The 23,059-nt window shown below is 56.7% G+C and carries 22 protein-coding genes and 1 pseudogene; 18 read left to right on the top strand and 5 right to left on the bottom strand.

The features are described 5' to 3' along the window. Positions 1–159: 159 nt before the first annotated feature. From PV433_RS32035 to PV433_RS32020, 4 genes are all read left to right on the top strand, one after another. Positions 160–618, top strand: a complete 459-nt coding sequence (locus PV433_RS32035; protein ID WP_332076026.1) for a phage holin family protein — start codon at positions 160–162, stop codon at positions 616–618. Beyond that, positions 615–1,298: a peptidoglycan recognition protein family protein gene (locus PV433_RS32030; RefSeq protein ID WP_332076025.1), complete on the top strand. Its 684-nt coding sequence runs from the start codon at positions 615–617 to the stop codon at positions 1,296–1,298. Before PV433_RS32035 ends, PV433_RS32030 begins: the two co-directional genes overlap by 4 nt. Positions 1,299–1,850: 552 nt before the next feature. Continuing rightward, positions 1,851–3,284: an SPFH domain-containing protein gene (locus tag PV433_RS32025; RefSeq protein ID WP_442951600.1), complete on the top strand. Its 1,434-nt coding sequence runs from the start codon at positions 1,851–1,853 to the stop codon at positions 3,282–3,284. Positions 3,285–3,597: 313 nt separating this feature from the next. Further along, on the top strand, positions 3,598–3,939 hold the full coding sequence (locus PV433_RS32020) for a hypothetical protein (protein WP_332076024.1): 342 nt from the start codon (positions 3,598–3,600) through the stop codon (positions 3,937–3,939). 44 nt (positions 3,940–3,983) lie between these two features. On the opposite strand, the gene PV433_RS32015 is transcribed toward PV433_RS32020, so the two are convergent. Beyond that, complete coding sequence (locus PV433_RS32015) at positions 3,984–4,895, bottom strand: helix-turn-helix domain-containing protein (RefSeq protein WP_332076023.1); 912 nt, start codon at positions 4,893–4,895, stop codon at positions 3,984–3,986. A 173-nt stretch (positions 4,896–5,068) separates the two neighbouring features. On the opposite strand from PV433_RS32015, the gene PV433_RS32010 reads away from it, so the two are divergent. Both PV433_RS32010 and PV433_RS32005 read left to right on the top strand, forming a co-directional pair. Continuing rightward, a complete protein-coding gene (locus PV433_RS32010) occupies positions 5,069–6,067 on the top strand; it encodes a Gfo/Idh/MocA family protein (RefSeq protein WP_332076022.1) in 999 nt (332 codons plus the stop codon). Continuing rightward, the gene (locus tag PV433_RS32005) at positions 6,064–7,059 is read left to right on the top strand and encodes a Gfo/Idh/MocA family protein (protein ID WP_332076021.1); all 996 of its coding nucleotides are present in this window, start codon (positions 6,064–6,066) and stop codon (positions 7,057–7,059) included. Before PV433_RS32010 ends, PV433_RS32005 begins: the two co-directional genes overlap by 4 nt. Before the next feature lie 150 nt (positions 7,060–7,209). Here the strand turns inward: PV433_RS32005 and PV433_RS32000 are convergent, their stop codons facing one another. Further along, positions 7,210–7,413, bottom strand: a complete 204-nt coding sequence (locus PV433_RS32000; protein ID WP_332076031.1) for a YiaA/YiaB family inner membrane protein — start codon at positions 7,411–7,413, stop codon at positions 7,210–7,212. Positions 7,414–7,455: 42 nt separating this feature from the next. Further along, positions 7,456–7,650 (bottom strand): annotated as a pseudogene (locus PV433_RS31995) (YiaA/YiaB family inner membrane protein); the annotation flags it as partial. A gap of 354 nt (positions 7,651–8,004) precedes the next feature. Between PV433_RS31995 and PV433_RS31990 the strand changes: the two are divergent. The 9 genes from PV433_RS31990 (at position 8,005) to PV433_RS31950 (ending at position 17,086) form a co-directional block, all read left to right on the top strand. Next, positions 8,005–8,838: a YitT family protein gene (locus PV433_RS31990; protein ID WP_442951601.1), complete on the top strand. Its 834-nt coding sequence runs from the start codon at positions 8,005–8,007 to the stop codon at positions 8,836–8,838. Between the two features lie 467 nt (positions 8,839–9,305). Further along, positions 9,306–11,936: an alanine--tRNA ligase gene (alaS, locus tag PV433_RS31985; protein WP_332076020.1), complete on the top strand. Its 2,631-nt coding sequence runs from the start codon at positions 9,306–9,308 to the stop codon at positions 11,934–11,936. 169 nt (positions 11,937–12,105) lie between these two features. Beyond that, entirely contained in the window at positions 12,106–12,366 is a 261-nt protein-coding gene (locus tag PV433_RS31980) for an IreB family regulatory phosphoprotein (protein WP_110841271.1), read from the top strand. A 139-nt stretch (positions 12,367–12,505) separates the two neighbouring features. Then, on the top strand, positions 12,506–12,925 hold the full coding sequence (ruvX, locus tag PV433_RS31975) for a Holliday junction resolvase RuvX (protein ID WP_190930896.1): 420 nt from the start codon (positions 12,506–12,508) through the stop codon (positions 12,923–12,925). Between the two features lie 10 nt (positions 12,926–12,935). Further along, positions 12,936–13,253, top strand: a complete 318-nt coding sequence (locus tag PV433_RS31970) for a DUF1292 domain-containing protein (RefSeq protein WP_190930895.1) — start codon at positions 12,936–12,938, stop codon at positions 13,251–13,253. Beyond that, positions 13,250–13,564 carry a DUF1292 domain-containing protein gene (locus tag PV433_RS31965; protein WP_332076019.1) on the top strand — a complete coding sequence of 105 codons (315 nt, stop codon included), beginning with the start codon at positions 13,250–13,252 and terminating at the stop codon, positions 13,562–13,564. The genes PV433_RS31970 and PV433_RS31965 overlap by 4 nt, the downstream gene beginning before the upstream one ends. A gap of 106 nt (positions 13,565–13,670) precedes the next feature. Then, a complete protein-coding gene (gene mltG / locus PV433_RS31960; RefSeq protein ID WP_332076018.1) occupies positions 13,671–14,720 on the top strand; it encodes an endolytic transglycosylase MltG in 1,050 nt (349 codons plus the stop codon). A 10-nt stretch (positions 14,721–14,730) separates the two neighbouring features. Beyond that, positions 14,731–15,708 carry a peptidase U32 family protein gene (locus tag PV433_RS31955; protein ID WP_332076017.1) on the top strand — a complete coding sequence of 326 codons (978 nt, stop codon included), beginning with the start codon at positions 14,731–14,733 and terminating at the stop codon, positions 15,706–15,708. Between the two features lie 52 nt (positions 15,709–15,760). Then, the gene (locus tag PV433_RS31950; protein WP_332076016.1) at positions 15,761–17,086 is read left to right on the top strand and encodes a peptidase U32 family protein; all 1,326 of its coding nucleotides are present in this window, start codon (positions 15,761–15,763) and stop codon (positions 17,084–17,086) included. 330 nt (positions 17,087–17,416) lie between these two features. Here the strand turns inward: PV433_RS31950 and PV433_RS31945 are convergent, their stop codons facing one another. Next, complete coding sequence (locus PV433_RS31945) at positions 17,417–17,779, bottom strand: hypothetical protein (RefSeq protein ID WP_332076015.1); 363 nt, start codon at positions 17,777–17,779, stop codon at positions 17,417–17,419. A 182-nt stretch (positions 17,780–17,961) separates the two neighbouring features. Here PV433_RS31945 and PV433_RS31940 point away from each other — a divergent pair, with 182 nt between their 5' ends. Beyond that, the gene (locus PV433_RS31940) at positions 17,962–19,752 is read left to right on the top strand and encodes a peptidoglycan D,D-transpeptidase FtsI family protein (RefSeq protein WP_332076014.1); all 1,791 of its coding nucleotides are present in this window, start codon (positions 17,962–17,964) and stop codon (positions 19,750–19,752) included. 199 nt (positions 19,753–19,951) lie between these two features. Next, entirely contained in the window at positions 19,952–20,761 is an 810-nt protein-coding gene (locus PV433_RS31935) for a YheC/YheD family protein (RefSeq protein ID WP_332076013.1), read from the top strand. Between the two features lie 322 nt (positions 20,762–21,083). Here PV433_RS31935 and PV433_RS31930 read toward each other — a convergent pair whose 3' ends face one another. After that, positions 21,084–22,172: a YheC/YheD family endospore coat-associated protein gene (locus PV433_RS31930; RefSeq protein WP_332076012.1), complete on the bottom strand. Its 1,089-nt coding sequence runs from the start codon at positions 22,170–22,172 to the stop codon at positions 21,084–21,086. Between the two features lie 175 nt (positions 22,173–22,347). Between PV433_RS31930 and PV433_RS31925 the strand changes: the two genes are divergently transcribed. After that, entirely contained in the window at positions 22,348–22,905 is a 558-nt protein-coding gene (locus PV433_RS31925) for a superoxide dismutase family protein (RefSeq protein WP_332076011.1), read from the top strand. Positions 22,906–23,059 lie beyond the last annotated feature (154 nt).

The following is a 23,059-nucleotide window of genomic DNA, read 5'->3' as shown; positions in this document are numbered from 1 at the left end:
GTAGACACATACATCTTGGTAATTTTGATGATTTAACCGAGGCAGCGGACGCAGTAAAGAAAGCAAGGTCATCTTTGATGCCGTACAGCGTAATGGATGCGATTTAACCCCGAGTAGGGGCTATTTTGTTGCCCGCAAACGGGCAGAGAGGGGAACGGGATGAGCGCAAAGCTGATCGTATCCACGGTTTGGACGGCTGCTGCAGGCAGCACCGGCAAGGAGTTTATTTTTGGAGGGGTGACCGCTGTCTCCGGTTTGATTGCTCAGCACCTCGGCGGCTGGGATGCGGCGCTTAAGGTTCTGGTGGCCCTGATGCTTGCTGATTACGTAACAGGCGTCCTGGGCGCATTTAAGACCAAATCGGTCAACAGCGAGGTTATGTTTTGGGGCGGCGTCCGGAAGGGCATAACGCTAGCGGTTATCGCTTTAGCGGCCATGTGCGACCAGTGGGTCGGAGCAGATGCTCCAATCTTCCGCACACTGGCCGTTTACTTTTATGCCGGGCGTGAAGGGTTAAGCGTCGTCGAGAATCTCGGCCCGCTTGGAGTGCAGTTGCCCCCGGGGCTGGTTAAGTTTTTGGAGCAGCTCAAGCAAAAGGGTGAGGGTGATCAAACATGACAGCCCTATGGCGTGAAGAACTGATTCCCGTTAACCCGTTCACGCGGCCGGGGACTCCTCTCCGGCTTGTCCGTAATATCATCATCCACTATACCGGCAACCCGGGAGCGTCGGCGGCGAATCATGTAATTTACTTTGGCAAGACGCTCCCCGCGACCAATGAACGCTACGCATCGGCTCATTATTTCGTAGACCCTGGCGATGCCATCCTTATTATCCCGCTGGACGAACAAGCCTATCATGCCAGCCAAGCCAATCCGTACAGTATTGGAGTTGAAATGTGCATCGAGCCAGACGGATCGTTCCACCTGGAAACGGTCCGGCGCACAGTGGCGATCGTCGCGGAGTTGTGCAGGCGGTACGAGCTGAATCCGCTGCGGGATGTGATCCGGCATTACGATGTAACCGGCAAGCACTGTCCGGCCCCTTACATAGACGATCCGGGAGCGTGGGAGGAGTTTAAACGAAGAGTTGCGAACGGGGACGAGGAGGACGATACGATGAAACTGGAACAATGGCAATGGAAGATGCTCGGCGATGCGCTGGACGGGCTATACCGTAAAGGGCTGCTTGGTGACTATGGATGGGCAACGAAGGCATACGAAGGCAAGCTGACGCAGACGGAATTGGCTTGGATTAATACGGTCGTTTTCGCTCGTGAGAAGGGCGTCGTGGTTTGATCGTAACGCAGATTTGCGTTTTGATCGAAATGAACTGATCTTCTTTAAGCAGGTGGGTATAATTGCCAATTCCTTAAAGGAATCCGGTCCGACTCTCCTCCTTAAAGGCGGAGAGTGACGGCCGTTAAAAGCGAAGCCCCCTACCAGCATAACGCCAGCGGGGGCTTCATTTCCTATTCAAACGGCGGATACTTCTTTACTCTCTGCCGGTCCTCATCAGCGTCCCGTCTTCTTGTGCGTCTATAACGAACCTCCAGAACCGTCAGCACCCCGAAGCCCAATATCCCGATCACCAGCAAAATTATAAGCACGTATAACTGCTGGCCGGTTGCAATGACCGTTAACATCCATCCCGTAATTATACCGGATCACCTCTGTTTATTTGGAAGCCCTTACCCACAATGCCGGTAGGGGCTTCCCACATGTTACCCACAAAAAGCATGTCAAAAGTAGTTCTTTAGTGTCCTGACCGTACCTATCGAAAACGCCGGGAAACCGCGTCATTACAGCAAATTGTCCGAAAGTGTCCTTCGGAGTCCGGATAACAATTATTTGGGAAGCAAAAATGTGCTCACAGACGATTCGGGACGGCGAATCAAAATCGTACGCGGAGGCGGAGCTTTTATCCTGCCGATTTTTCAGAAAGCGGAGTTTTTATCGTTACTGTCGCTTAAGCTGGACGTATCCACCCCGGAAGTGTATACCGAGCAAGGCGTGCCGGTTATGACGGACGCGGTGGCGATCATCAAGATCGGCAGTGTGGTCGAAGACGTCGCTACGGCTGCGGAGCAATTCATGGGCAAGCCGACCGAGGCGCTGAAGGGAGAAGCGCAGGAAGTGCTGGAAGGGCACCTCCGCTCCATTCTCGGCTCGATGACGGTCGAGGAAGTGTATCGGAACCGCGACAAGTTCGCCCAGGAGGTTCAAGGCGTAGCGGCCAAAGATTTGAAGAAAATGGGTCTGCAGATCGTTTCATTCACGATCAAGGACGTGCGCGACAAGCACGGTTATCTGGACTCGCTCGGGAAGCCGCGGATCGCCGCGGTGAAGCGCGACGCCGAGATTGCCGAAGCCCAGGCGGTGCGGGATTCCCGGATTCAGAAGGCGAAAGCCGAAGAGGATGGGATGAAGGCCGAGCTTTTGCGGGATACGAACATTGCCGAAGCAGCCAAGGAGAAAGAGCTGAAGACGGCCGCGTTTAAGAAAGACCAGGATATGGCCAAGGCCGAAGCCGACCAAGCCTATCACATCCAGGAAGCGCGTTCGAAACAAAGCGTCGTCGAAGAGCAGATGCAGGTGGAACTGGTCCGTAAAGAGCGGGAAATCGACCTTGAGGCGAAAGAGATTTTGCGCCGCGAGAAGCAGTACGATGCGGAAGTGAAAAAGAAGGCGGACGCCGACCGTTACGCCGTCGAGCAGGCGGCCGAGGCGGATAAGGCGAAGCGTATTCGCGAAGCCGATGCGCTGCAGTACAAGATCGAAGCGGAGGCGAGGGCGAACGCCGAGCAGAAGCGTCTTGAAGGTTTGGCGATCGCCGATGCGGAACGGGCGAAAGGTACGGCCGAGGCGGAAGTAATAAGGCTGCGCGGTCTGGCCGAAGCGGAAGCGAAGCAAAAGCTGGCCGAAGCGTTCGAGAAGTTCGGCGAAGCGGCGGTTCTCGATATTATCGTGAAAATGCTTCCGGAACTCGCTGGCAAAGTAGCGCAGCCAATCAGCTCGATCGACAAGCTGACGGTCGTCGACACCGGCAACGGGGAAGGCGCCGCACGCGTGAGCAATTATGTGACCTCGCTTATGGCGACGGCGCCGGAGATGCTGAAGAGCGTGTCGGGCATCGACCTCGACAAGCTGGTCAAAGGCTTCACCAGCAAGCTGTCGGGAGGCGCGGGCGCTGCAAGTGGCGCAGCCGTCAGCCCAGCGCCGGAAATCTCCAGCGTTCCTCCGGCTCCGGCCAAACCGTCGGTTTCTGATCCGACTCGCGAATGATACCGTTAGTACTGTTTGGAATCAGAAGCCGTGACTATAGGGTCGCGGCTTTTTGCCGTGTGCGCGAACGAATCGAAACTGCGGGAGGGGGAACGCTAATCTCTAAAAGTGCGAGTTCAAAAAGTCCGGTTTTCAGCACTGAGAAGATGGGATGAAGCTAGGAAATGAGGGGCGGAGCGTAGTGGGAACTACGTGAGCACCGGAACTTCCGGCTGAATTCCATATTCGATGTCGGGAAGGCTTCCTGATCTGCTTCGTGATCAAAAGTGGACTTTTTGAACTACCTCTAAAAGGCGAAGCGGAGGGAAAACAAATGAGCCGGAACGAATCAGCAGCTCCAGGGACAGGCTGGACCAAAGTGATGGCAATTGCCGCAAGCATTGGTCTGATTGCGGCATTAACCGCATGCGGCGGAGAGAAAAAAGCCAAGGAGGAGCAAAGCAAGCAGCAGCAAACCCAGCAGCCGAGCGTTATCGACCAGGAGCTTAAGAAACAGTTTCAGATGTATAAGGAACTGCAGCAATATGAGCAAGAACAGCAGAAAAAGCTGGAGAAAGCCGAGAAGGAAGCGCAGAAAAAAGAAAAAGAATCTTCAAAAAAATCGGGAGAGAATAGCAAAGGCAGCGGCGGCGGAGAGGGAGACGAGAACGAATAACTTCCCTCTGCGCGACAGCGGCCGGCCGGGCTTGCAACCGCTGGTCACTCGCCGCCGCTGTCGATTTTGCGCAGATACTGCTTGGGGGTGCAGCCGTTAAACCGTTTGAACAGCTCATAAAAATGAGCCATGTTCTCGATGCCGACCGCCCGGGCAATTTCCGTCACATTCTGGCTGCTCGTCACGAGCAGCCGTTCCGCCTTGGCGATCCGCTTCCGGTTGACGTAATCCGTAAACGAGGAGCCCATCGCTTTTTTGAAATATTTGGAGAAGTAAAAGTAACTCATTCCTGCGAGATGGCTAACCCGTTCCATATCGATTTTCTCCGACAGATGGTTGTCCACATGTTCGAGAATCGGCTTCATGACGCCAGGATCGACCAGATCGTGCGCCTGCAGCAGTCCTCTCGTATCCCCGCGAAGCAGTGTCAGCAGCAGATGCTTGATATGCATGCTGGCCGCAATCTCATAACCGGTCGATTTGCCCATAATCTCGTCGTGAATCCGTTCGATGATGCGCCCGACCTCCCGGCTGACGTTCTCGTTCTCCCGGAACATATAGTTCAAGTCCTCCAGCGGGTGGTGCACTTCCGAGAAATGGCGGTAATACCTCATCATCGCCGGATCGAAGTAAGCTTCCAGATCGACATGGAGCACGATATAGACGAGCCCTTCTTCGCTATAGGGACGGCCGCGGTGCAGTTGGGACGAACCGATCACCACCACGTCGCCCGGATGGAGCAGATAGGGGCGGTTCGGCGTATGGATTTCGTGGATGCCCTTCTGGACGAGAATGAACTCCACTTCTTTATGATAGTGCCAGCGCACGTTCTGAAGCTGCTCCTGGGTAGCCGCAACCGCCGGCTTCGGTCTCGGGCGGCCCGGCTGCTCGAATTTCCATACCTTGATGCACAGCACCGGATTCTGATAATGGATCGGCTCTTTATAAATTTCCATAGGGGCGGCACCTGCTTTGCGGGACATGACAAAATTGGATACAAAGCCGACAAATGACGGCATATACGTCCTATCCCAAACATTGTATTGTTGGTTCATGAACAAGTCAGAGTAATGTCTGGCCTTGTACTGCTTATGAATCCATTATACACGAAATGGGGAGAGGGAAAGCCATGAAAGTAGCAATCGTCGGCTGCGGCGGCCTAGGCAACGTCCATGCCAGCAGCTATGCGAAAGTTCCCGGCGTAACCGTAGTCGGAGTATGCGATATTCAGCCGGATCTCATGGAGAACATGGCCAAGCGCACAGGCGCGACCGCCTATTCGTCATTTGACGAGATGCTCGAGAAGTCGGGCTGCGAAGTTGTAAGCGTCACCTTGCCGAGCTATCTGCACAAGGAGTATTCGATTCGTGCGGCTAATGCGGGCAAACATGTTATTTGCGAAAAACCGATCGCGCTGAACCTGGAAGACGCGGCGGAGATGATAAGCGTCTGCGAGAAAAACGGCGTGCGGCTGTTTATCGGCCATGTCGTCCGTTTCTTCCCGGAGTATGTGCAGATGAGAAATAAAATCAATGACGGTTCCCTCGGCCGGATCGGCGTCGCTCACGCGAAGCGGATCGGCGGACATCCCGGAGACCGCCGTCCGTGGTTCGCCGAGGATGAGAAAAGCGGCGGCGTTGTCATCGACCTGATGATCCACGACCTCGACTTTTTCCGCTGGTCGCTTGGCGAAGTGCGTTCGGTATACGGACTGCGCACCGTCGAAGGCAATGTGGACTACGCTTCCGCCACGCTTGTATTTGAGAGCGGCGCGGTAGCGAACGTGGAAGCGCACTGGGGCTACCCGGGACCGTTCACGACCGCAGCTGAAATTGCCGGCAGCAAAGGGATTATCCGCAGCGACAGCTCGCAAACCAAATCGGTGCAGGTGCGTAAAGCGGCTGCCAAAGACGCAAGCGGACCGTTCGTCGAAGTACCGCAAAGCCCGGGCTTCACGAATCCGTTCGAGAAGGAAATCCATCACTATATCGATTGCATCCGCGAAAACCGCGAGCCGATCGTAACGGCTCAGGATGCGTACAAGGCGCTTGAAATCGGTCTTGCCGTTATGGAATCGGTCCGCACCGGCCAAGCCGTCGTTTTCAATAAAGGGGAGGGATCGCGATGAGCAAGCTTAGAGTGGGCATGATCAGCTTTGCGCACGGACATGCGTTCTCCTATCTCCATGCGCTGCTCGCTTTGCCGGAAGTAGAGCTCGTCGGTATCGCCGACGAAGTGAAGAGCCGTGTGGAAGGCGTCGTAACCAAACACGGGATCGCTTTTTACGAAGATTACCGGGATTTGCTGGCTATCTCCGATATGGACGCGGTTGTAATCTGTTCCGAGAACGCGTTCCACGCCCAGCAAACGATCGATTCGGCAAACGCCAAAAAACACGTGATCTGCGAAAAGCCGCTTGGCATTTCCGTTGCCGAGATGGAACGGATGATCGCAGCTTGCAGCGACAACGGCGTACAGCTGATGACCGCATTCCCTTGCCGCTATTTGCCTGCGGTGATTAACGCCAAGCAAGCGGTCGACCGCGGCGAGATCGGCGAGATCATCGCGATCAAAGGGACGAACCGCGGCTCGATGCCGGGCAGATGGTTCGTCGAGCCCGAGCTTTCCGGCGGCGGCGCGCTGCTCGACCATACCGTACACGTGATGGACCTGATGAACTGGTTCACCGGCTCCAAAGTGAACGAAGTGTACGCTTATGCCGCAACGCTGTTCCATGAAGAGCTGAAGGTAGACGACGCGGGGATGATTCATGTCAAATTCGACAACGGCGCGTTCGGCGTACTCGATACAAGCTGGTCGCGTTCCAAGACGTTCCCGACCTGGGGTGACGTAACGATGGAAATCATCGGCACCAAGGGTACGATCTCGGTAGACAGCTTCGCTCAGAAAACCGAGCTCTACAGCGACGATGTCGGCAGAGGGCAATATTTGTACTGGGGCGATTCGATGGACCACTACATGGTCAAATCGTTCGTGGACGCTCTGATCGAAGGCAAAGCGTCTCCGATCAGCGGCGAGGACGGCCTTCGCTCCGCCGAGGTTGCGCTGGCCGGATACGAGTCCGTCAAGAGCGGTCAGCCGGTTAAGCTGTCTTCATGAAATGAAATTGTAAGAAAAAAGCACGATAGCCCGGCGCCCTGAGAGGTACCGGGCTTTTTTTTGCGTTTCATCCGTCGTCAGCCTCATAGACAGCGGGGGAGAATCGCACTATAATCACCGTTATGATTGATCGGCGGCAGGGACGTCCGGTCATTCCTGAACGTCTGCATGAGCGGGACCGATCAGGTCGTCGTCCTCTTTGTTGTCCCGCACTGTCTTCTGCAGTACGAAGGAGGACATCGTCAGAAATAAGGCGCATACCGCGTAATACCCTTGCACGGACAACGGCTGATTCAAATTATAGATACCGACGAACATGGCAATCAGCGCCGTGGCGAAAGCGGCCCAGGACAGAAACGTAAACGCTCCGGAGTTCCGTTTCTTGCCGGCGTCCGCATCTTCCTGATTGTCCCGGATCGTCTTTTGCAGGACAAAAGCGGACATCGTCAAGTATAAGGCGGCGACGGCGTAGTAACCTTTGACGGACAACGGTTCCTCTAATGTATAAATACCGATAAACATAGCCAGAAACGCACAAGCGAACGATGCCCAGGATAAAAAAGAGAAAGCGGCCGTATTTCTTCTTCTAATCATACGAATACACCTCGATTTGTAGGAAGGGCGCCGGACATGAGTCATGAAACTTCCTGTCGTTCGTAGTCGCTGCTGTTGCATCACGTCCTAGCACCTGATCCTAATCTTAGACGGTGAAGCCGCAAGCGAGAAGTACTAACTTTCCATAGTACCGGGCTTCTGCCTGCGGCCGGAACGAAGCGTCGGGTGCCGGGCAAGCGAAGCAAAAGCAAATTCGGGAGAAGTGGGTACAATAAAAAAAAGACCGCTATACGAGCGTTAGCAAGGAAGGGAGTTCTTGCCGTGTCCATTTCGCACGAATCCGGAGTCATCGACGCCATCCGGCAGCAGCATCGGAGAAGCTCCAAGGCGCTGATCGCCAAAAGGGCGATCCTTATTTTTCTCGGCGCGGCGTCCGTATCGGTAGGGCTTGAAATTTTTCTCGTCCCGAACAACATTATCGACGGCGGGGTCGTCGGCATCTCGATTATAAGCAAATATTTGACGGGATTGCCGCTTGGCCTGTTTCTGACTTTGCTGAACTTGCCGTTTCTGTTTATCGGCTACAAATCGATCGGGAAAACGTTCGCTTTATCGACCTTGTACGGAGTTCTTGTCATGTCGGCAGGGACAACGCTGCTGCATCCGGTGGAGCCGCTGACGATGGACCCGCTGCTGGCGGCCGTGTTCGGAGGGATCATCGTCGGAATCGGCGTCGGTCTCGTCATCCGGGCCGGCGGGTCGCTGGACGGTACGGAGATCGTAGCGATATTGCTATACAAACGATCGCCGTTTTCCGTTGGGCAAATCGTGATGTTTTTTAACTTTTTCATACTGGGCAGCGCCGGATTCGTCTTTGGCTGGGACCGTGCGATGTATTCGCTGATCGCGTACTATATCGCCTTTAAGATGATCGACATTGTGATGGCCGGTTTCGACGAATCGAAGTCGGTCTGGATCATCAGCGAGAAGTACCGGGAGCTGGGGGATGCGCTGCTCGACCGGCTCGGCCGCGGCGTTACGTACTTAAGAGGAGAAGGCGCCTATACCGGCGACGACAAGCAGGTCATCTTCTGCGTCGTTACAAGGCTGGAAGAGGCCAAGCTGAAGGCGGTCGTCGAGGAGATCGATCCGGGGGCATTTCTAGCCGTAGGCAATATTCACGACGTCATGGGCGGGCAGTTCAAGAAGAAGGACATTCACTAGCACAGGGCGGCAAAACCGGCGAACCATTTGACAATCGAGGGGCGGGGCTATAAAATTAAGGGATGAATGCGTTTCAAAAAAACGGCATATCGCTTAACGCCATGACGAAACGAGTAAGCCATCGCCCTTGATCCAGAGAGAAAGCTCCGGGTCGGACGCTCCCATGTGTCCGGCAGCGCGCTGCAAGAGCTTTCATGAAGAAGGATGGCCGAACGCTACTTCGGAGCGTGGACGAACTCCACCGGTACGGAACCGTTATTTTCCGGCACAAGGCGATTGCGGGCTGTTTGCGCTGCGGCCGATTCGAGCGGTGTTTCCGGCAGGGAGGCGTTATCCGCGAAGGACGGTCAGAAGCGGGCACTTGCAATAACCAGGGTGGTACCGCGAGAGAAGACCTCGTCCCTGAATTTTCAGGGGCGATTTTTGTTTTTTTACCCCCACTATCGAATATGGAGGCATGGAACCCGATGAAAGCAAGTGAAATACGCCGGAAGTGGCTGGAGTTTTTTGCGGAGAAAGGACATAAGATTGAGCCGAGCGCCTCGCTTGTGCCCCACAACGACCCTTCTCTGCTCTGGATCAATGCGGGGATGGCGCCGCTGAAGCCGTATTTCGACGGCAGGGTCGTACCGGAAAATCCGCGGATCGCCAACTCGCAAAAATGTATCCGCACCAACGATATCGAAAATGTCGGCAAGACGCGCCGCCACCATACGATGTTCGAGATGCTCGGCAATTTCTCGATCGGGGACTATTTCAAAGAAGAGACGATCACCTGGGCGTGGGAGTTTCTGACCGACAAGAAATGGATCGGCTTCGATCCGGACCGGTTGTCCGTAACCGTATATCCGGAAGATACGGAAGCCTACGAGTTCTGGAACAAAAAAATCGGCATTCCGGAAAACCGCATCTACAAGCTGGAGGAAAACTTCTGGGATATCGGCGAAGGCCCGTGCGGTCCTTGTACGGAAATCTTCTATGACCGCGGCGACAAATACGGCGACCTGAACGATCCCGAATGCTGGCCGGGCGGGGAGAACGAGCGTTTCCTCGAAGTGTGGAACCTCGTATTCTCGCAGTTCAACCATAATAAGGACGGCAGCTACACGCCGCTGCCGAACAAAAATATCGATACCGGAGCGGGACTCGAGCGGTTCGCCTCGATTTTGCAGGACGTCGACTCGAACTTCGATACCGACTTGTTCCAGCCGATTATCCAGAAGACGAGCGCCATCGCCGGCGTGACTTATCATACGAATGAAGAGCATGACATAGCGCTGAAGGTCATCGCCGACCATATCCGTACCGTCGTATTCTCCGTAGGGGACGGCGTGCTTCCTTCCAACGAAGGCCGGGGTTACATTATCCGCCGCTTGCTTCGCCGCGCCGTGCGCTACGGGAAGTCGCTCGGCATCGACAAGCCGTTCCTGTATGAGCTGACGCCGGTCGTCGGCGAGATTATGGGCGCTTATTATCCCGAGGTGGTCGAGAAGCGGGAATTTATCGAGAAAGTGATCCGGAACGAGGAGGAGCGCTTCCACGAGACGTTGTCCGACGGTCTCGATATGCTATCGTCGATTATCGCCGGGCTGAAGAAGGAAGGCGGTACGGTAGTCGGCGGCGAGGACGCGTTCCGTCTGTACGACACATACGGCTTCCCGTTTGACCTGACCGAGGATTTCGCGGCGGAGAACGGCTTTACCGTCGACCGGGCCGGATTCGACAGCGAGATGGAGGCTCAGCGCAGTCGTGCGCGTTCGGCACGTCAGGAGACGGACAGCATGAAGGTGCAGGGCGGTCCGCTCACCGATTTTACGGTTAAAACCGAGTTTGTTGGATATACTGATCTGGTAACAAGTGCTAAAATTATTGCAATTGTAAGCGGCGATTCGTTCGTCGACATGGTCGGCAGCGGCGAAGTATGCCAAGTGCTGCTCGACCGCACCCCGTTTTATGCGGAGAGCGGCGGACAAGTCAGCGACCGCGGTACGATTACCGGCGCCCAGCTCGAGGCTTCCGTCGAGGACGTATGGAAAGCTCCGCACGGCCAGACCGTCCATACGGTGAAAGTCGCGAACGGGACGCTTCGCAAGGGAGACACGGTGCAGGCCGCAGTCGAATCCGGCAAGCGCGACGATATCGTCAAAAATCATACGGCGACGCATCTGCTGCACAAGGCGCTCAAGGAAATCCTCGGCGACCATGTCAATCAGGCGGGCTCGCTGGTCGAGCCGGACCGTCTGCGCTTCGACTTCTCCCATTTCGGCAGCATCAGCGCCGAAGAGCTCACCCGCATCGAAGAACGGGTGAACGAGCAGATCTGGAGACAAACGTCCGTCGTTATCGAGTCCAAGCCGATTGCCGAAGCGAAAGCGATGGGCGCGATGGCGCTGTTCGGCGAGAAATACGGCGACGTCGTCCGCGTCGTGCAAGTCGGCGAATACAGCATCGAGCTGTGCGGGGGCTGCCACGTGCGGAATACGGCCGAGATCGGCCTGTTCAAGATCGTCAGCGAAAGCGGCATTGGCTCGGGTGTGCGCCGGATCGAAGCGGTAACCGGACGGAGCGCTTATCTGTACCTGGACGGCCAGCTTCAGCTGCTGCGGGAAGCCGCGGCGCTGCTGAAGTCGAATGTGCCGGACGTGCCGAAGCGGGTCGAAGCGATGCTCGGCCAGATCAAGGAGCTGGGCCGCGAGAACGAGTCGCTGCGCGGCAAGCTGAGCGCGATCGAAGCCGGTTCTTTGACAGACAGCGCCAAGCAGGTCGGAGGCGTGACGCTGCTCGCCGCCAAGGTGGATGCAGGCGACATGGACTCCTTGCGCACGATCGTTGACCAGATGAAGGTAAAGCTCGGCTCTGCGGTTATCATCGTCGGCGCAGTCAGCGACGACAAGGTGAATCTCGTAGCGGCCGTTACCCCGGATCTGGTGCAGCAGGGCTTCCATGCCGGCAAGCTGGTGAAGGAAGCGGCTTCCCGCTGCGGAGGCGGCGGAGGCGGTCGTCCGGACATGGCCCAGGCTGGAGGCAAAGACCCTTCCAAGCTGGACGAGGCGCTGCAGGCGGTCGAATCGCTTGTTGCCGAGCAGGCGGCAAAGTAACGGACGTACGCCCACAGCCGGAGTCAGATGCGAACAAGCTGTGAATTTTTAGCCGGTCCGACAGGAATTTTAAGTACGGCGGCGAATAAATAGATGTAGAGCGCATACTAAATATTTACAATAGGTATCCGAGTGATGCGTTTCAGCAATAAGGGGGGGTGTTCTGGTAATGAATCCGATGGACAAAACGATGAAGTTCGATGTCAAAGCCGAAGGCGTGGAAACATCGCCGAAGGAGGTCCTTCTGGCCGTGTATGACGCCTTGCAGGAGAAAGGGTACAATCCGATCAATCAAATCGTCGGTTATTTGTTATCCGGCGACCCTGCGTTCATACCCCGGCACAACAACGCAAGAAGCCTGATCCGCAAAAGGGAACGGGACGAACTGATCGAGGAGCTGGTCCGTTTCTATTTGCAGCACCATAAATGACCGTCGGCCGGTGGACATTTTCCATCGGCTTCCGTGCATATGTGCGGTGCGCGGTGTGCCCGGCTTATAGCGGGGCGCGAAGCTGCGCATCCCGGCCCGGAAGCCGGAATCCGGCCGATGCGACCGACGGGAGTACAGTATGGGCCGAATTATGGGACTCGATTACGGCGACAAGACGATCGGCGTTGCGGTAAGCGACGAATTCGGCTGGACGGCGCAAGGCGTCGAGGTGATCCGGCGGAAGAAGCCGGAGGACGATCTGAACCGGCTGCGGCAGTTGGCGGACGAATACGCCGTCTCCGGGTTCGTCGTAGGTCTGCCGAAAAACATGAACAACACGATCGGGCCGCGCGGAGAGCTGTGCATCGCTTTCTCCGAGGTTTTACAGGAAGCGTTCGGGCTTCCCGTCACGATGTGGGACGAACGGTTATCAACCGTATCGGCGCAGCGGACTTTGATCGAAGCCGACGTCAGCCGCAAGAAGCGCAAGCAAGTCATCGACAAGATGGCGGCAGCTATCATTTTGCAAAACTATTTGGACTCCAATTCGAAAAGGTGAGGTGTGCGTTATGGCCAAGGAAGAGCTGAACATGGAAGAACCGGAGATCATCTACATCCCCGACGAGGAAGGCAACGAAGAAGAATTCGAGGTGATCATGAAATTTGAGGTCGAGTCCGGCCAATTCCAAGGCAACAAGTACATGATGGTTGTACCTGTCGAATCGGATGATTCCGGAGAAGAGACGGATGAGGTGTACGCCTTCCGTTATGAAGAAGACGGCGACGATCTCCAGCTATACACGATCGACAACGAGCAGGAGTGGGACGAAGTGGAAGAAACGTTCAACACGCTGGTCGCCGAGATGGAGCAAGAGGAGCAGTCATGAACGCAGCAGACTATGGACAGCCGGAACAGCTTCGGCTGCTTCGCGATACGTACGGGGATGAGATCGTCCTGTTCGACGAGCAGGACGAATCGGTCGCCCACCGGATTGTAGCGGAGTTTCGGTATAACGGGACGGTGTATGCGGTCCTGCAGTCGGATGAGCTCCGCAAAGAGAAGGAAGTAGCCATATTTAAAGTTTCCGTGCCCGACGAGGGCGAGCCCGAGCTGGAGACGATCGAGGATGACGACGAATGGGAAACCGTATCGGAGCTGTATGACGAGATGACTTTCCCAAGCGGAGAACGGCCCTGATTCGGGCAAGCGGAAGACTGGAGATCCGGGCGGGTGACACCGCTCTTTTTTTTCGCGTAAAACATCAAATAGCCTGAAACGGGAAGACATATGGGAGAGGAACCTATTGAAACGAATTGCACTAATCATACTGGGCAGTATGCTGCTTGTGCTTATCCTGGCCGGGGCGGGAACGGCGCTGTATGTGTCCAATGCGCTCAAGCCGGTCGAAGCCGGGGATGAGGAAGTACGCATTCAGGTGGAAGCGGGACTCGGCTCCGGGCAGATCGCCAATCTGCTGGAACGCAGCGGGCTGATTCGGGACGCCAAAGTGTTTCGCTATTACTTGATCTACAAAAAAGAAGGCGGCCGGTTCCAGGCGGGGGAGTACGACATGAAGCCGGGGATGGCGCTGGACGATATTATCGCCAAGCTGAACGCCGGCGATACGGTCAAGGAAGAGCTGGTGCGGGTTACGATTCCCGAAGGGCTGACGGTGCCGCAGATCGCGGACAAGCTGGCCGTGCATCCGGGCTTCGACCGCCAAGCGTTTCTCGACCTGATGAGCGGCGCAGAGCTGAGCGCGGTCAAGCGGATCGCGGATATTCCGGAGGACGCCCGGATTCGTTACCGGCTGGAAGGTTATTTGTTCCCGGAAACGTATGAACTGAAAAAGGAATTGACGACAAAAGATATCGTGATGCGGCTCACATCGGAGCTGGAACGCAAGCTCGGCGATTTGCCGCCGGACTGGCCGGACAAGCTGAAGGAGCGCGGACTTACGTTCCATCAGCTAATGACCGTCGCCTCGATGATCGAACGCGAAGTCGTGCTGGAACAGGAAAGACCGATCGTCGCCAGCGTCATCTACAACCGGATGAAGATCGGGATGAAGCTGCAGATCGATGCGACCGTGCAGTATGCGCTCGATAAGACGAAGGAACGGCTGTTCGAGAAAGATCTGCTCGTAGACAGTCCTTATAACACTTATAAAATAACCGCTTTGCCGCCGGGGCCGATCGCAAGTCCGAGCCTGAGCTCGATTCGTGCGGCGCTTTATCCGGCAGATACGAAATATATGTTTTATGTCACGAAGTATGACGGCGCACAGGAGCATAACTTCGCTGAGACTTACGATCAGCATCTGAAAAACATAGCGGAGAGCAGGAAGAGGTGACCCTGAAGGTATGAGCGGTGAAAGGACTCAACGCCCGGAAAGGCGGACGGAAGCGGGTTTCCGCAAGCCGGAGCTGCTGGTGAGCGCGGGCTCGCCGGAGGAAATTGCAGCATTGATTGAGGCGGGGGCCGATGCGGTTCACATCGGGGATATGCGGTTCGGCATGCGGCTGGCGGGAGACATTCCCGAAGAGCGGATCGCGGATGCGATCCGGCTCGCCCACGACAAGGGAGCGAAGGCTTATGTCGTCTGCAACGGCATTTTGCACAACGATGTGCTGCCGGAGCTGCCCGGCTTTTTGAAATGTATTGCCGATGCCGGGGCGGACGGTCTCGTATTCGGGGACCCGGCCGTGCTGATCGCGAGGAGACAGGCGGGAGTCGACATTCCGCTGCATTGGAGCACGGAAATGACGACGACAAATTATAAAACCGCCAACTACTGGGTAACCAAAGGGGCGAGACGCGTCTTTTTGGCCCGCGAGCTCAACATGGACGAAGTGGTCGAGATGGCGCAGAAGGTGCAGGCCGAGGTGCAGGTTCAAGTGCACGGCATGACGAATATTTATCATTCCAAACGGACGCTGCTATCCAACTACTGGGAGCATCAGGGACACAGTCCGGAGGGCGAAGTGCTGGATGCGGAGCGCAATCTGTTTCTGATCGAGCACGAGCGCAAGGAAGAGAAATTTCCGGTGTACGAGGACCGGAGCGGTACGCATGTGATGAGCTCGGACGACTTGTGCATGCTGGAGAGCTTGCACGAGCTTATGGAGGCCGGCATCGACAGCTTCCGGATCGAGGGGCTGCTGAAGCCGCTCCCGTATAACGAAGCGGTCGTCCGTGCTTACCGGAAGGCGATCGACGCTTATGCGGCCGGCCCTGAAGGTTACGTCTTCCAGGAAGAGTGGCTGGACGAGGTGCGCGCGCTGCAGCATCCCGACCGGGAGCTTTCGTTCGGATTTTTCTATAAGGAGCAAGTCTATTGATCGATCAGGCAAGCCGAAAGCCGGCACGATACAAAAACGAGGTGGACGTCCAATGGAAGTAGTGCTGGAACCGAATGTTATAACAAAGCTGAAGCCGGGGCAAAAGCCGGAGCTGCTCGCGCCCGGCGGCAGCCTCGAGAAGCTCAAGTTCGCGATCCACTACGGCGCGGACGCCGTGTATATCGGGGGACAAAAGTACGGTCTGCGGTCCAACGCAGACAATTTTACGTTCGAGGAAATGCGCGAAGCCGTCGAATTTGCCGACCGTTACGGAGCAAAAGTATTCGTCGCCGCCAACATCTATGCGCATAACGAGGATATTGCGGGGATCGAGGATTATTTGCGGAATTTGCAGGAGGCCGGCATTGCCGCGATCATCGTCGCAGACCCGGCGATTATCGAGACGTGCAAGCGCGTGGCGCCGAAGCTGGAGATCCATCTCAGCACGCAGCAGTCGACCGTGAACTGGCAGGCGGTGCAGTTCTGGGTGGAGGAAGGCGTCCACCGGGTCGTGCTGGCCCGGGAGACGACGTTTGAAGAAATTCACGAAATTAAGCGCAATGTGGACGTCGAGATCGAGACGTTTATCCACGGGGCGATGTGCAGCTCGTATTCCGGACGGTGCGTGTTGTCCAATCATTTTACCGACCGGGATTCGAACCGCGGCGGCTGCTGCCAATCGTGCCGGTGGAAGTACGATTTGTTCGAGGAAGGCGACACGGAGATCGGACAGCTCGTCTCCGAGGAAGAGGCGATCGGCCGGTTCAAGGAAGGGATGACCGGCACCCCGCTGTTCCGGGGCGAAGATCCGTTCATGATGAGCGCCAAAGATTTGTGCATGATCGAGCATATCCCGGATATGATCCGCTCCGGCGTCGAGAGCTTTAAGATCGAAGGACGGATGAAGAGCATCCATTACGTAGCGACGGTCGTGAATGCGTACCGGCAGGCGATCGATGCGTATTATGCCGATCCGGACAACTACAAACTTCAGGAGCAATGGCTGCAGGAAATTTACAAAGCGGCGAATCGCCCGCTGAACACGGGATTTTTCTACGACGCTCCGGGGCACGAGGATCATATTTTCGGACCGGAAGACAAGCGGATCGACTACGATTTTGCCGGTCTGGTCGTCGAGTACGACGAAACGTCCGGAGTGGCGACCGTGCAGCAGCGCAATCATTTCAAGCCGGGACAGGACGTCGAATTTTTTGGCCCCGGGGGGACATTTTTCAAGATGAAGGTCGGCACCTTGACCGACGAGGAAGGCCGGGAACTCGATGCGGCCCGTCATCCGCTGCAGCGGGTGAAGTTCCAAGTCGACCAGCCGGTCAAGCCGATGGATATGATGCGCAAGCAGGTAGGGAAGAAGAAGTAGCTTCGGACCGGCGGGGTCAGCTTGAACCTGTCGAGCCTTTCAGGTTCCCGGGCTTACCGGGTATCGCCGGGCTTTGCCGGGGCAGGCGGTTCGATCTGACGTGCGGGAACATTTCCACAGTGTGCGGTATCCGAGCGGTAGTTGGCCGAATCGTACAGGCGCAGGCGTATAAGCCCCTCCGTAACCACGAACCAAGTGGGGACGAAGGGGCTTTGTTAACGCCAGAATGTTAAGTTTACTAAAGCGCCAGCATCCGCACAGGGGCAAACCGCCTTAGCCGAGTTCGTGCAATCCATGTAACACAAATAAAGGGAGCTTTCGCTCTCCGGATTAACTGGCAAGTACCCGCTTGATCAACTTAATGTCCGCGTCGTGCTCCTGGATTTGTTTTTGCAGCTCGGTTAGCGGGGATTGCAGCTCCGATGTGCTCGCGGCCTGTTCTTCGATGAAGCCTAGCTTGCGTTTCACATCGGCGATTTCCCGCTCGTTCACGGCAAGCTTCGCTTCTACGATATCGAATCTGCTGTTCATCTCGCTCTTGACGGACTGCAGCTCACTCTTTACGGACTGTAGCTCACTCTTGACGGACTGCAGCTCACTCTTCACGGTCTGCAGCTCATCCTTAATCGACTTGACGTCGTCCTTCATAGACATCATCTCGGCTAAAATCTTCTGAAGTAATTGCTCGCTCATCACTATACCCCCTGATCTACTAATCGGAGTCCAATCTACTACTGCTATTATACCAGATTTCCAGACTTTGGGAAGAGAAAGAAGTGATTTCATCGAAGCGCGCCGGATGCCGTTTGTCCGCCCGCCTCTTTGTCGATACTTGATCGTAACGACGAAGAGAGCGAAAGAAGGCGGATGTCGGGATGCACAATATGCGGCAGCAGCGGAGGATATGGTTCGGATTGCTCGCGATCACAGTTGTGATGGCTGCTTTGATCGGCCGGCTTGGCTGGATTCAGGTGATCGATGCGGGCAGTTTCTCGCGGCGTGAAATCGATCTGATCGGCAATTCGGTAGCCCAGCGCGAGTATGGAATCGAGCTGGACAGCGGGCGCGGGCATTTTGTCGACCGCAGCGGCCGGCCGCTGACCGGGGAACAGGTGAAGGCGCTCGTCGTATTTCCGGTGAAACGGACGGAAGAGGAGAACGAGGCGGCCCTGAACGGAATTCCTTCGATACTGGGTGCGGATCGCGAGGTATGGCGGGAATTTTACAGCCGGCCGGCGGTGCCGAAAATGTGGAGCGATCCGGTCACGGGGCAGCCTGTGCCGCTGTCGGACGGGCAAATAAACCGGATCGCGAAGCTGCCCGTTCCGGGCCTCGAAGTGATGCACACGGTCCGGCGTTACCCGGCGGATGCGGTGGCGAAACATCTGATCGGCTTTATCGGCGAAAATCCGGAGCGGATCGGAGCGCTGTATGCGAAGCAGCTATCGCGCGGCAGCTTGTCCTTGTCGAGCCGGATCGGCGCAGCGGGGCTGGAGAAGACGATGGAGACGTATCTCCAAGGCGCCGGCAAAACGTCGGTCAGCTTGTTCACGGACGGTTTAAACCGTCCGCTGGCCGGGCTTGACGTCAGGCTCATCCGCCCGAATAACCCGTATTATCCGCTGCAGATCGGTACGACGATCGACCGGGACGTGCAGGAGGGCGTTGAGCGTATTTTGGAGAAAGCGGGGATCGCCTCCGGCAGCGCGGTCGTGCTCGATGCGGACAACGCCGACGTTATTGCGATGGCAAGCCGTCCGGATTTCGATCCGTACCGGATCGTCAGCGGGGACGCCAGTTGGGGGAACAAGGCGCTGAAGGCGGTCACACCGGGCTCGGTGTTCAAAACGGTAGTGGCTGCCGCCGCACTGGAGGAAGGAGTCGTCCAGCCCGGAGAAACGTTCGAATGCAGCGGCTCTTTCGGCAAATACGGCTTGAAATGCTGGCTGCACGGCGGCCATGGCACCCTCACGTTCGAGGAGGCTTATGCGCAGTCATGCAATGTCGTGTTCGCCAAGGTGATGCAGCGGCTCAGCGGTGCGAAGCTGCAGGAAACGGCGCAGCGGCTCGGGCTGGAACTCCAGGTCGGCTGGCATACGGAAGGGAAGGGAGCGTCCGGCTGGAGTCAGTTCGACGGAGAAGAACGGGGACAAATATTCGACGGGCGCAAGCCGTCGGAAGATGAAGGGATACGCGTCCAGACGGCGATCGGGCAAAGGGACGTGCTCGTGTCCCCGCTGCAGGCGGCGAATCTGGTGGTTACCTTGCTTCATGGCGGTGAAGTTCAAAGCCCGAGAGTCGTCCGGGACATCCGCTTTCGGACAGGGACGGTTGTGCAATCATTTCCGGAGCGGAATGCGGAGGTGCCGGCGGACGGCATCTCGAAGCGGACAGCGGATAAGGTAACGTCCTGGATGCGGCAGGTCGTTCTGAGCGGCACGGGCACGCCGCTGAAGCAGGCGAAATGGAACGTGGCCGGCAAGTCGGGTACAGCCCAGACGACGGCGGCGGGACAAGCCGCGGTCCATCAATGGTTTGTCGGCTACGGGCCGATCGAGCGCCCGAAATATGCGGTGGCGGTTGTCGCTTTGAACGAGCCGGAGAACGGCGCAAACCGCGCGACCCGGGCGTTCCGGGAAATCATGGATCTGCTGGAGCGGCAATGAGAATCGGCGCTTGCCCGGGGGCAAACGAACAGGAGGGGATTCGGGCACCGGCATACGATATAGCGATATCCGTACCGGTACTGCCTTTTGCAGATGAATTCCGCGGCATATCGGATAGGCTCGTCTTCCGCTAACGAAGGCTTCGACGACATCGGACGTGACGATGGCTTCGTCAGAAACTTTTAGAGGAGGGATCATGATGGAACGAACACAACAAGAGGAGGGAACTGAAGCGATCCTTGCGGCGCCGGCGCCGGCCGAGGAGAACGCTGCCGAGACGGAGAATACGGCGGCGGTCGTTGCGGCGGCAGTTCAGCCGGCATCCGCCAGTGAAGAGGAAAAGGCTGTCATCTCGCGGCAAATAGCCAGCAAATGGGTAAAAAACTCTGTCCTTCAGCAAGATCCGAGGGTTTCGCAGCATATCCCCGAAACCCGTTTTTTTTCGCCTGCCAACGTGTCTGCGATGTTGTCCCGGTACGGCAAGGTTGTGCTAAAGCCGGTCGTCGGCACAGGCGGAGTCGGTGTCATAATGGTGATCAGGACGGGAGCCGGCTACACGATCCGGCATAAACGGAAAGTGACGAGATGCCGGAACTTCCGCAGCATGATGGCCGCGATCGGAGCGATCCGCAGGCGGCGTTCTTATCTGGTGCAGCGCGGAATCAGTCTCGCCAGCATCCGGGGACGGCCGATCGATTACCGGGTCAAGGTGGTAAAGCAGAATCACGTATGGGTGACCCGGGCAATGGTGGGGCGGCTCGCGAACCCCGGATTTTTCGTCACCAACTTGTGCCGCGGCGGAACCATGCTTTCGTCGACGGAAGGCATCCGGCGTTCATTGCCGAAAGCGGCCGTCCGCCGCAAAAAGCAGGAGATGCGCAATGTGACTCGGATCAGCACGCAACTGCTCGAGCGGCATTTTCCCGGCGTGGGACAGCTCGGCTTCGATTACGGGTTCGACCGTTCCGGCAAGCTATGGATATTCGAAGTGAATACAAGGCCGCATTAAGACAACGTTGCATGGCGGAAAGCCGGCACGGTTCCGCCGGAGGGACACGATCTGTGGGAAAGCCCGGAGGGTATGGCGCTCCAAATAAGGCTGTCCTAATAGTGCCCGTATGGGGTGGCATAGAACGTCCCGGCTTCCAAACGAAAGGACCTCAACTTCTACGGCAACGTGGAGGCTGAGGTCCTTTTCTCGAGGAAACGGTTCCGGGTAGGTAAGCTCACAAAATCGAAAGATGACTTTGGAAACAGCCGCTTTGTCCGGAAGTCGGATCAACAGTATCACTCCGCATAGTAATAAAACCTTCCCGGGTCAGCAGGAAGGCTTATAGCGGGAGAGCGGAGCGTTCGTCGCCCGTCGCCGTCGCGGACAGAGCGAGCCGCCTTGCTTCCCGGAACGGCATCAGAAAGCATCTCCGGGCGGCTTCCTCGCCGTAGACCTGACGGATCACGGCTTTGCCCGGCTTAATATTTACTTCAAGCAGCCATAGGCAGCCTGAGCGGTCTATCGCAAAATCAAGCCCCAGATCGGCTAACCTTCTGCCGTAGCGTTCCTCCAGGTAAGGCGGAATATAAACCGACAGCTCGCACAGCTTCTCCATCAGGGCATCCGCCTTGTCCGACGGAAATAGCCGGTTCAAGTAAGCTGCAACTTCGTGGGCGCGCCCGCCGCTTTTGAGATTGGACGTAATGCTGTTGGCCGATCCTTCGCGTATGGCCATGCCGGACGTCTCCCAGTGTCCTGTCCCGTCTTTCTGCATGAGTACACGGACGTCGAATACCCGCCCCTCCGGATTGCGGATATCGATCCAGCGCTGGAGCAAATACCCTCCTTTGCGCCTGGCCCGGCGCAGGGCGGCACGGATCGTGCCCGGACCGCCGCTTAAGGCGGGTTTGCGGTTTTCATGCAGACGATAAGCGGACCCGGTGCAGCATAATTTGAGAATGCCGATTCCGCCTTTGCCGTTGATCGGCTTGATCATGATCGCTTCATGCTCGCGGGCATAGGCGATCGCGTCGTCGACCGAGTCCATCGGTTTCGTAGGCAGCAGATGAGAAGCGAGAAGCGGGGATGCGAGCAGATGATTCTGGATGGTCCATTTGTTGCCGAGTCCGTGGCCCGTAAATTGGATACGGGTACGGTTCTTGACGCGGAATACTTGCTGGTTGGTCAAGGGAGTCGTGTAATACCCCAGATCGATAGCCACAGGCGGATGCGCGGCTGACTGCTTTCGCCAGGGCGACCGGCCTTGCCGGACGTAACCGGTGACCGTACCGCGCTCCACATGCACCCCTGCGGGAGTAAACAGGATAACGCCGGAAAATCCGGCAGCGAGCGCAGCGTCGGCATGCCGGGAAAACCGGCCCGGCGATCCGATTTTGTGAGTCATAAGGCCGAGCAGATGTGGATTCATCGCGTATCACCCGCTAACGTTTGCTTGATCCCAATCAGCATATGCCGGCGGCGATCCAAGGTGCGAATAACGGGCGGTACGGAAGGCTTTGAATCCAGGCGGTTTAAGTCCGGGCGTATTCGTGAACAATGGATTACCGTAACACCATTTTGTTGCCACGTGGAGGAGTCGACAGATGAGGATAAATCAATGGGCGCTGCCGGCGCTCGGGCTGCTTCTGCTAGCCGCAGGGGCAGGCTGTGCAGCGAAGCAGGCGGCCGGGAGGACTGACTCCGGCGAACCGGACAACGCTGTTCGCGCTGTGATTATAAACACCAAAGGCAAAACGATCGGCTCCGCGCTGCTCACGCCGGAGAAAGAGGGCGTGCGCATCCGTCTCGAGGTGAAAGGACTTGCCCCCGGACCGCACGGCTATCATATTCACGAGACGGGGCGCTGCGAAGCTCCGGGTTTTACCACCGCGGGAGCCCACTTTAATCCCGGAGGCAAAAAGCACGGTCTGCAAAATCCGGAAGGGCCGCACGCCGGCGATTTGCCGAACTTAAACGTAGCTTCCGACGGGACGGCGAAGGCCGATTGGATTGCAGGCGGGGTAACGCTGACGAAGGGCGAGCCGAATTCGCTGCTCAAAGAGGGCGGCACCTCAATCGTTATCCACGAAGCGCCGGACGACGGGGTAACGGACCCGTCGGGAAACTCGGGCGCACGCGTCGCATGCGGGATCATCTCCTGATTGTGCGAACGATCGTCGCAAACGGCTTTGGCCAAGTAGACCGCATATCAGCCGCTATTCCACTGCGATTTTTGGGCACTTAAGTGGGAGGCGCTGCCGATGCGGTCTTTTTTTGTTACACTAGCAATAGAGGCAACGCTATCAGCGATAGATG

The organism is Paenibacillus sp. GYB004 (genome assembly GCF_036577605.1).
Classification (GTDB): Bacteria; Bacillota; Bacilli; order Paenibacillales; family NBRC-103111; genus Paenibacillus_AB; species Paenibacillus_AB oceani.
Note: the sequence above shows the minus strand (reverse complement) of the source record. Positions and strands in the feature narration are given on the sequence as shown.

What these genes read in the sequence shown, in the direction of transcription:
- PV433_RS32035 (WP_332076026.1), top strand. Translation starts at nt 160, where the DNA reads ATGAGCGCAAAGCTGATCGTATCCACGGTTTGGACGGCTGCTGCAGGC.
- PV433_RS32030 (WP_332076025.1), top strand. Translation starts at nt 615, where the DNA reads ATGACAGCCCTATGGCGTGAAGAACTGATTCCCGTTAACCCGTTCACG.
- PV433_RS32020 (WP_332076024.1), top strand. Translation starts at nt 3,598, where the DNA reads ATGAGCCGGAACGAATCAGCAGCTCCAGGGACAGGCTGGACCAAAGTG.
- PV433_RS32015 (WP_332076023.1), bottom strand. Translation starts at nt 4,895, where the DNA reads ATGGAAATTTATAAAGAGCCGATCCATTATCAGAATCCGGTGCTGTGC.
- PV433_RS32010 (WP_332076022.1), top strand. Translation starts at nt 5,069, where the DNA reads ATGAAAGTAGCAATCGTCGGCTGCGGCGGCCTAGGCAACGTCCATGCC.
- PV433_RS32005 (WP_332076021.1), top strand. Translation starts at nt 6,064, where the DNA reads ATGAGCAAGCTTAGAGTGGGCATGATCAGCTTTGCGCACGGACATGCG.
- alaS (WP_332076020.1), top strand. Translation starts at nt 9,306, where the DNA reads ATGAAAGCAAGTGAAATACGCCGGAAGTGGCTGGAGTTTTTTGCGGAG.
- PV433_RS31980 (WP_110841271.1), top strand. Translation starts at nt 12,106, where the DNA reads ATGAATCCGATGGACAAAACGATGAAGTTCGATGTCAAAGCCGAAGGC.
- ruvX (WP_190930896.1), top strand. Translation starts at nt 12,506, where the DNA reads ATGGGCCGAATTATGGGACTCGATTACGGCGACAAGACGATCGGCGTT.
- PV433_RS31970 (WP_190930895.1), top strand. Translation starts at nt 12,936, where the DNA reads ATGGCCAAGGAAGAGCTGAACATGGAAGAACCGGAGATCATCTACATC.
- PV433_RS31965 (WP_332076019.1), top strand. Translation starts at nt 13,250, where the DNA reads ATGAACGCAGCAGACTATGGACAGCCGGAACAGCTTCGGCTGCTTCGC.
- PV433_RS31955 (WP_332076017.1), top strand. Translation starts at nt 14,731, where the DNA reads ATGAGCGGTGAAAGGACTCAACGCCCGGAAAGGCGGACGGAAGCGGGT.
- PV433_RS31950 (WP_332076016.1), top strand. Translation starts at nt 15,761, where the DNA reads ATGGAAGTAGTGCTGGAACCGAATGTTATAACAAAGCTGAAGCCGGGG.
- PV433_RS31945 (WP_332076015.1), bottom strand. Translation starts at nt 17,779, where the DNA reads ATGAGCGAGCAATTACTTCAGAAGATTTTAGCCGAGATGATGTCTATG.
- PV433_RS31940 (WP_332076014.1), top strand. Translation starts at nt 17,962, where the DNA reads ATGCACAATATGCGGCAGCAGCGGAGGATATGGTTCGGATTGCTCGCG.
- PV433_RS31935 (WP_332076013.1), top strand. Translation starts at nt 19,952, where the DNA reads ATGGAACGAACACAACAAGAGGAGGGAACTGAAGCGATCCTTGCGGCG.
- PV433_RS31930 (WP_332076012.1), bottom strand. Translation starts at nt 22,172, where the DNA reads ATGAATCCACATCTGCTCGGCCTTATGACTCACAAAATCGGATCGCCG.
- PV433_RS31925 (WP_332076011.1), top strand. Translation starts at nt 22,348, where the DNA reads ATGAGGATAAATCAATGGGCGCTGCCGGCGCTCGGGCTGCTTCTGCTA.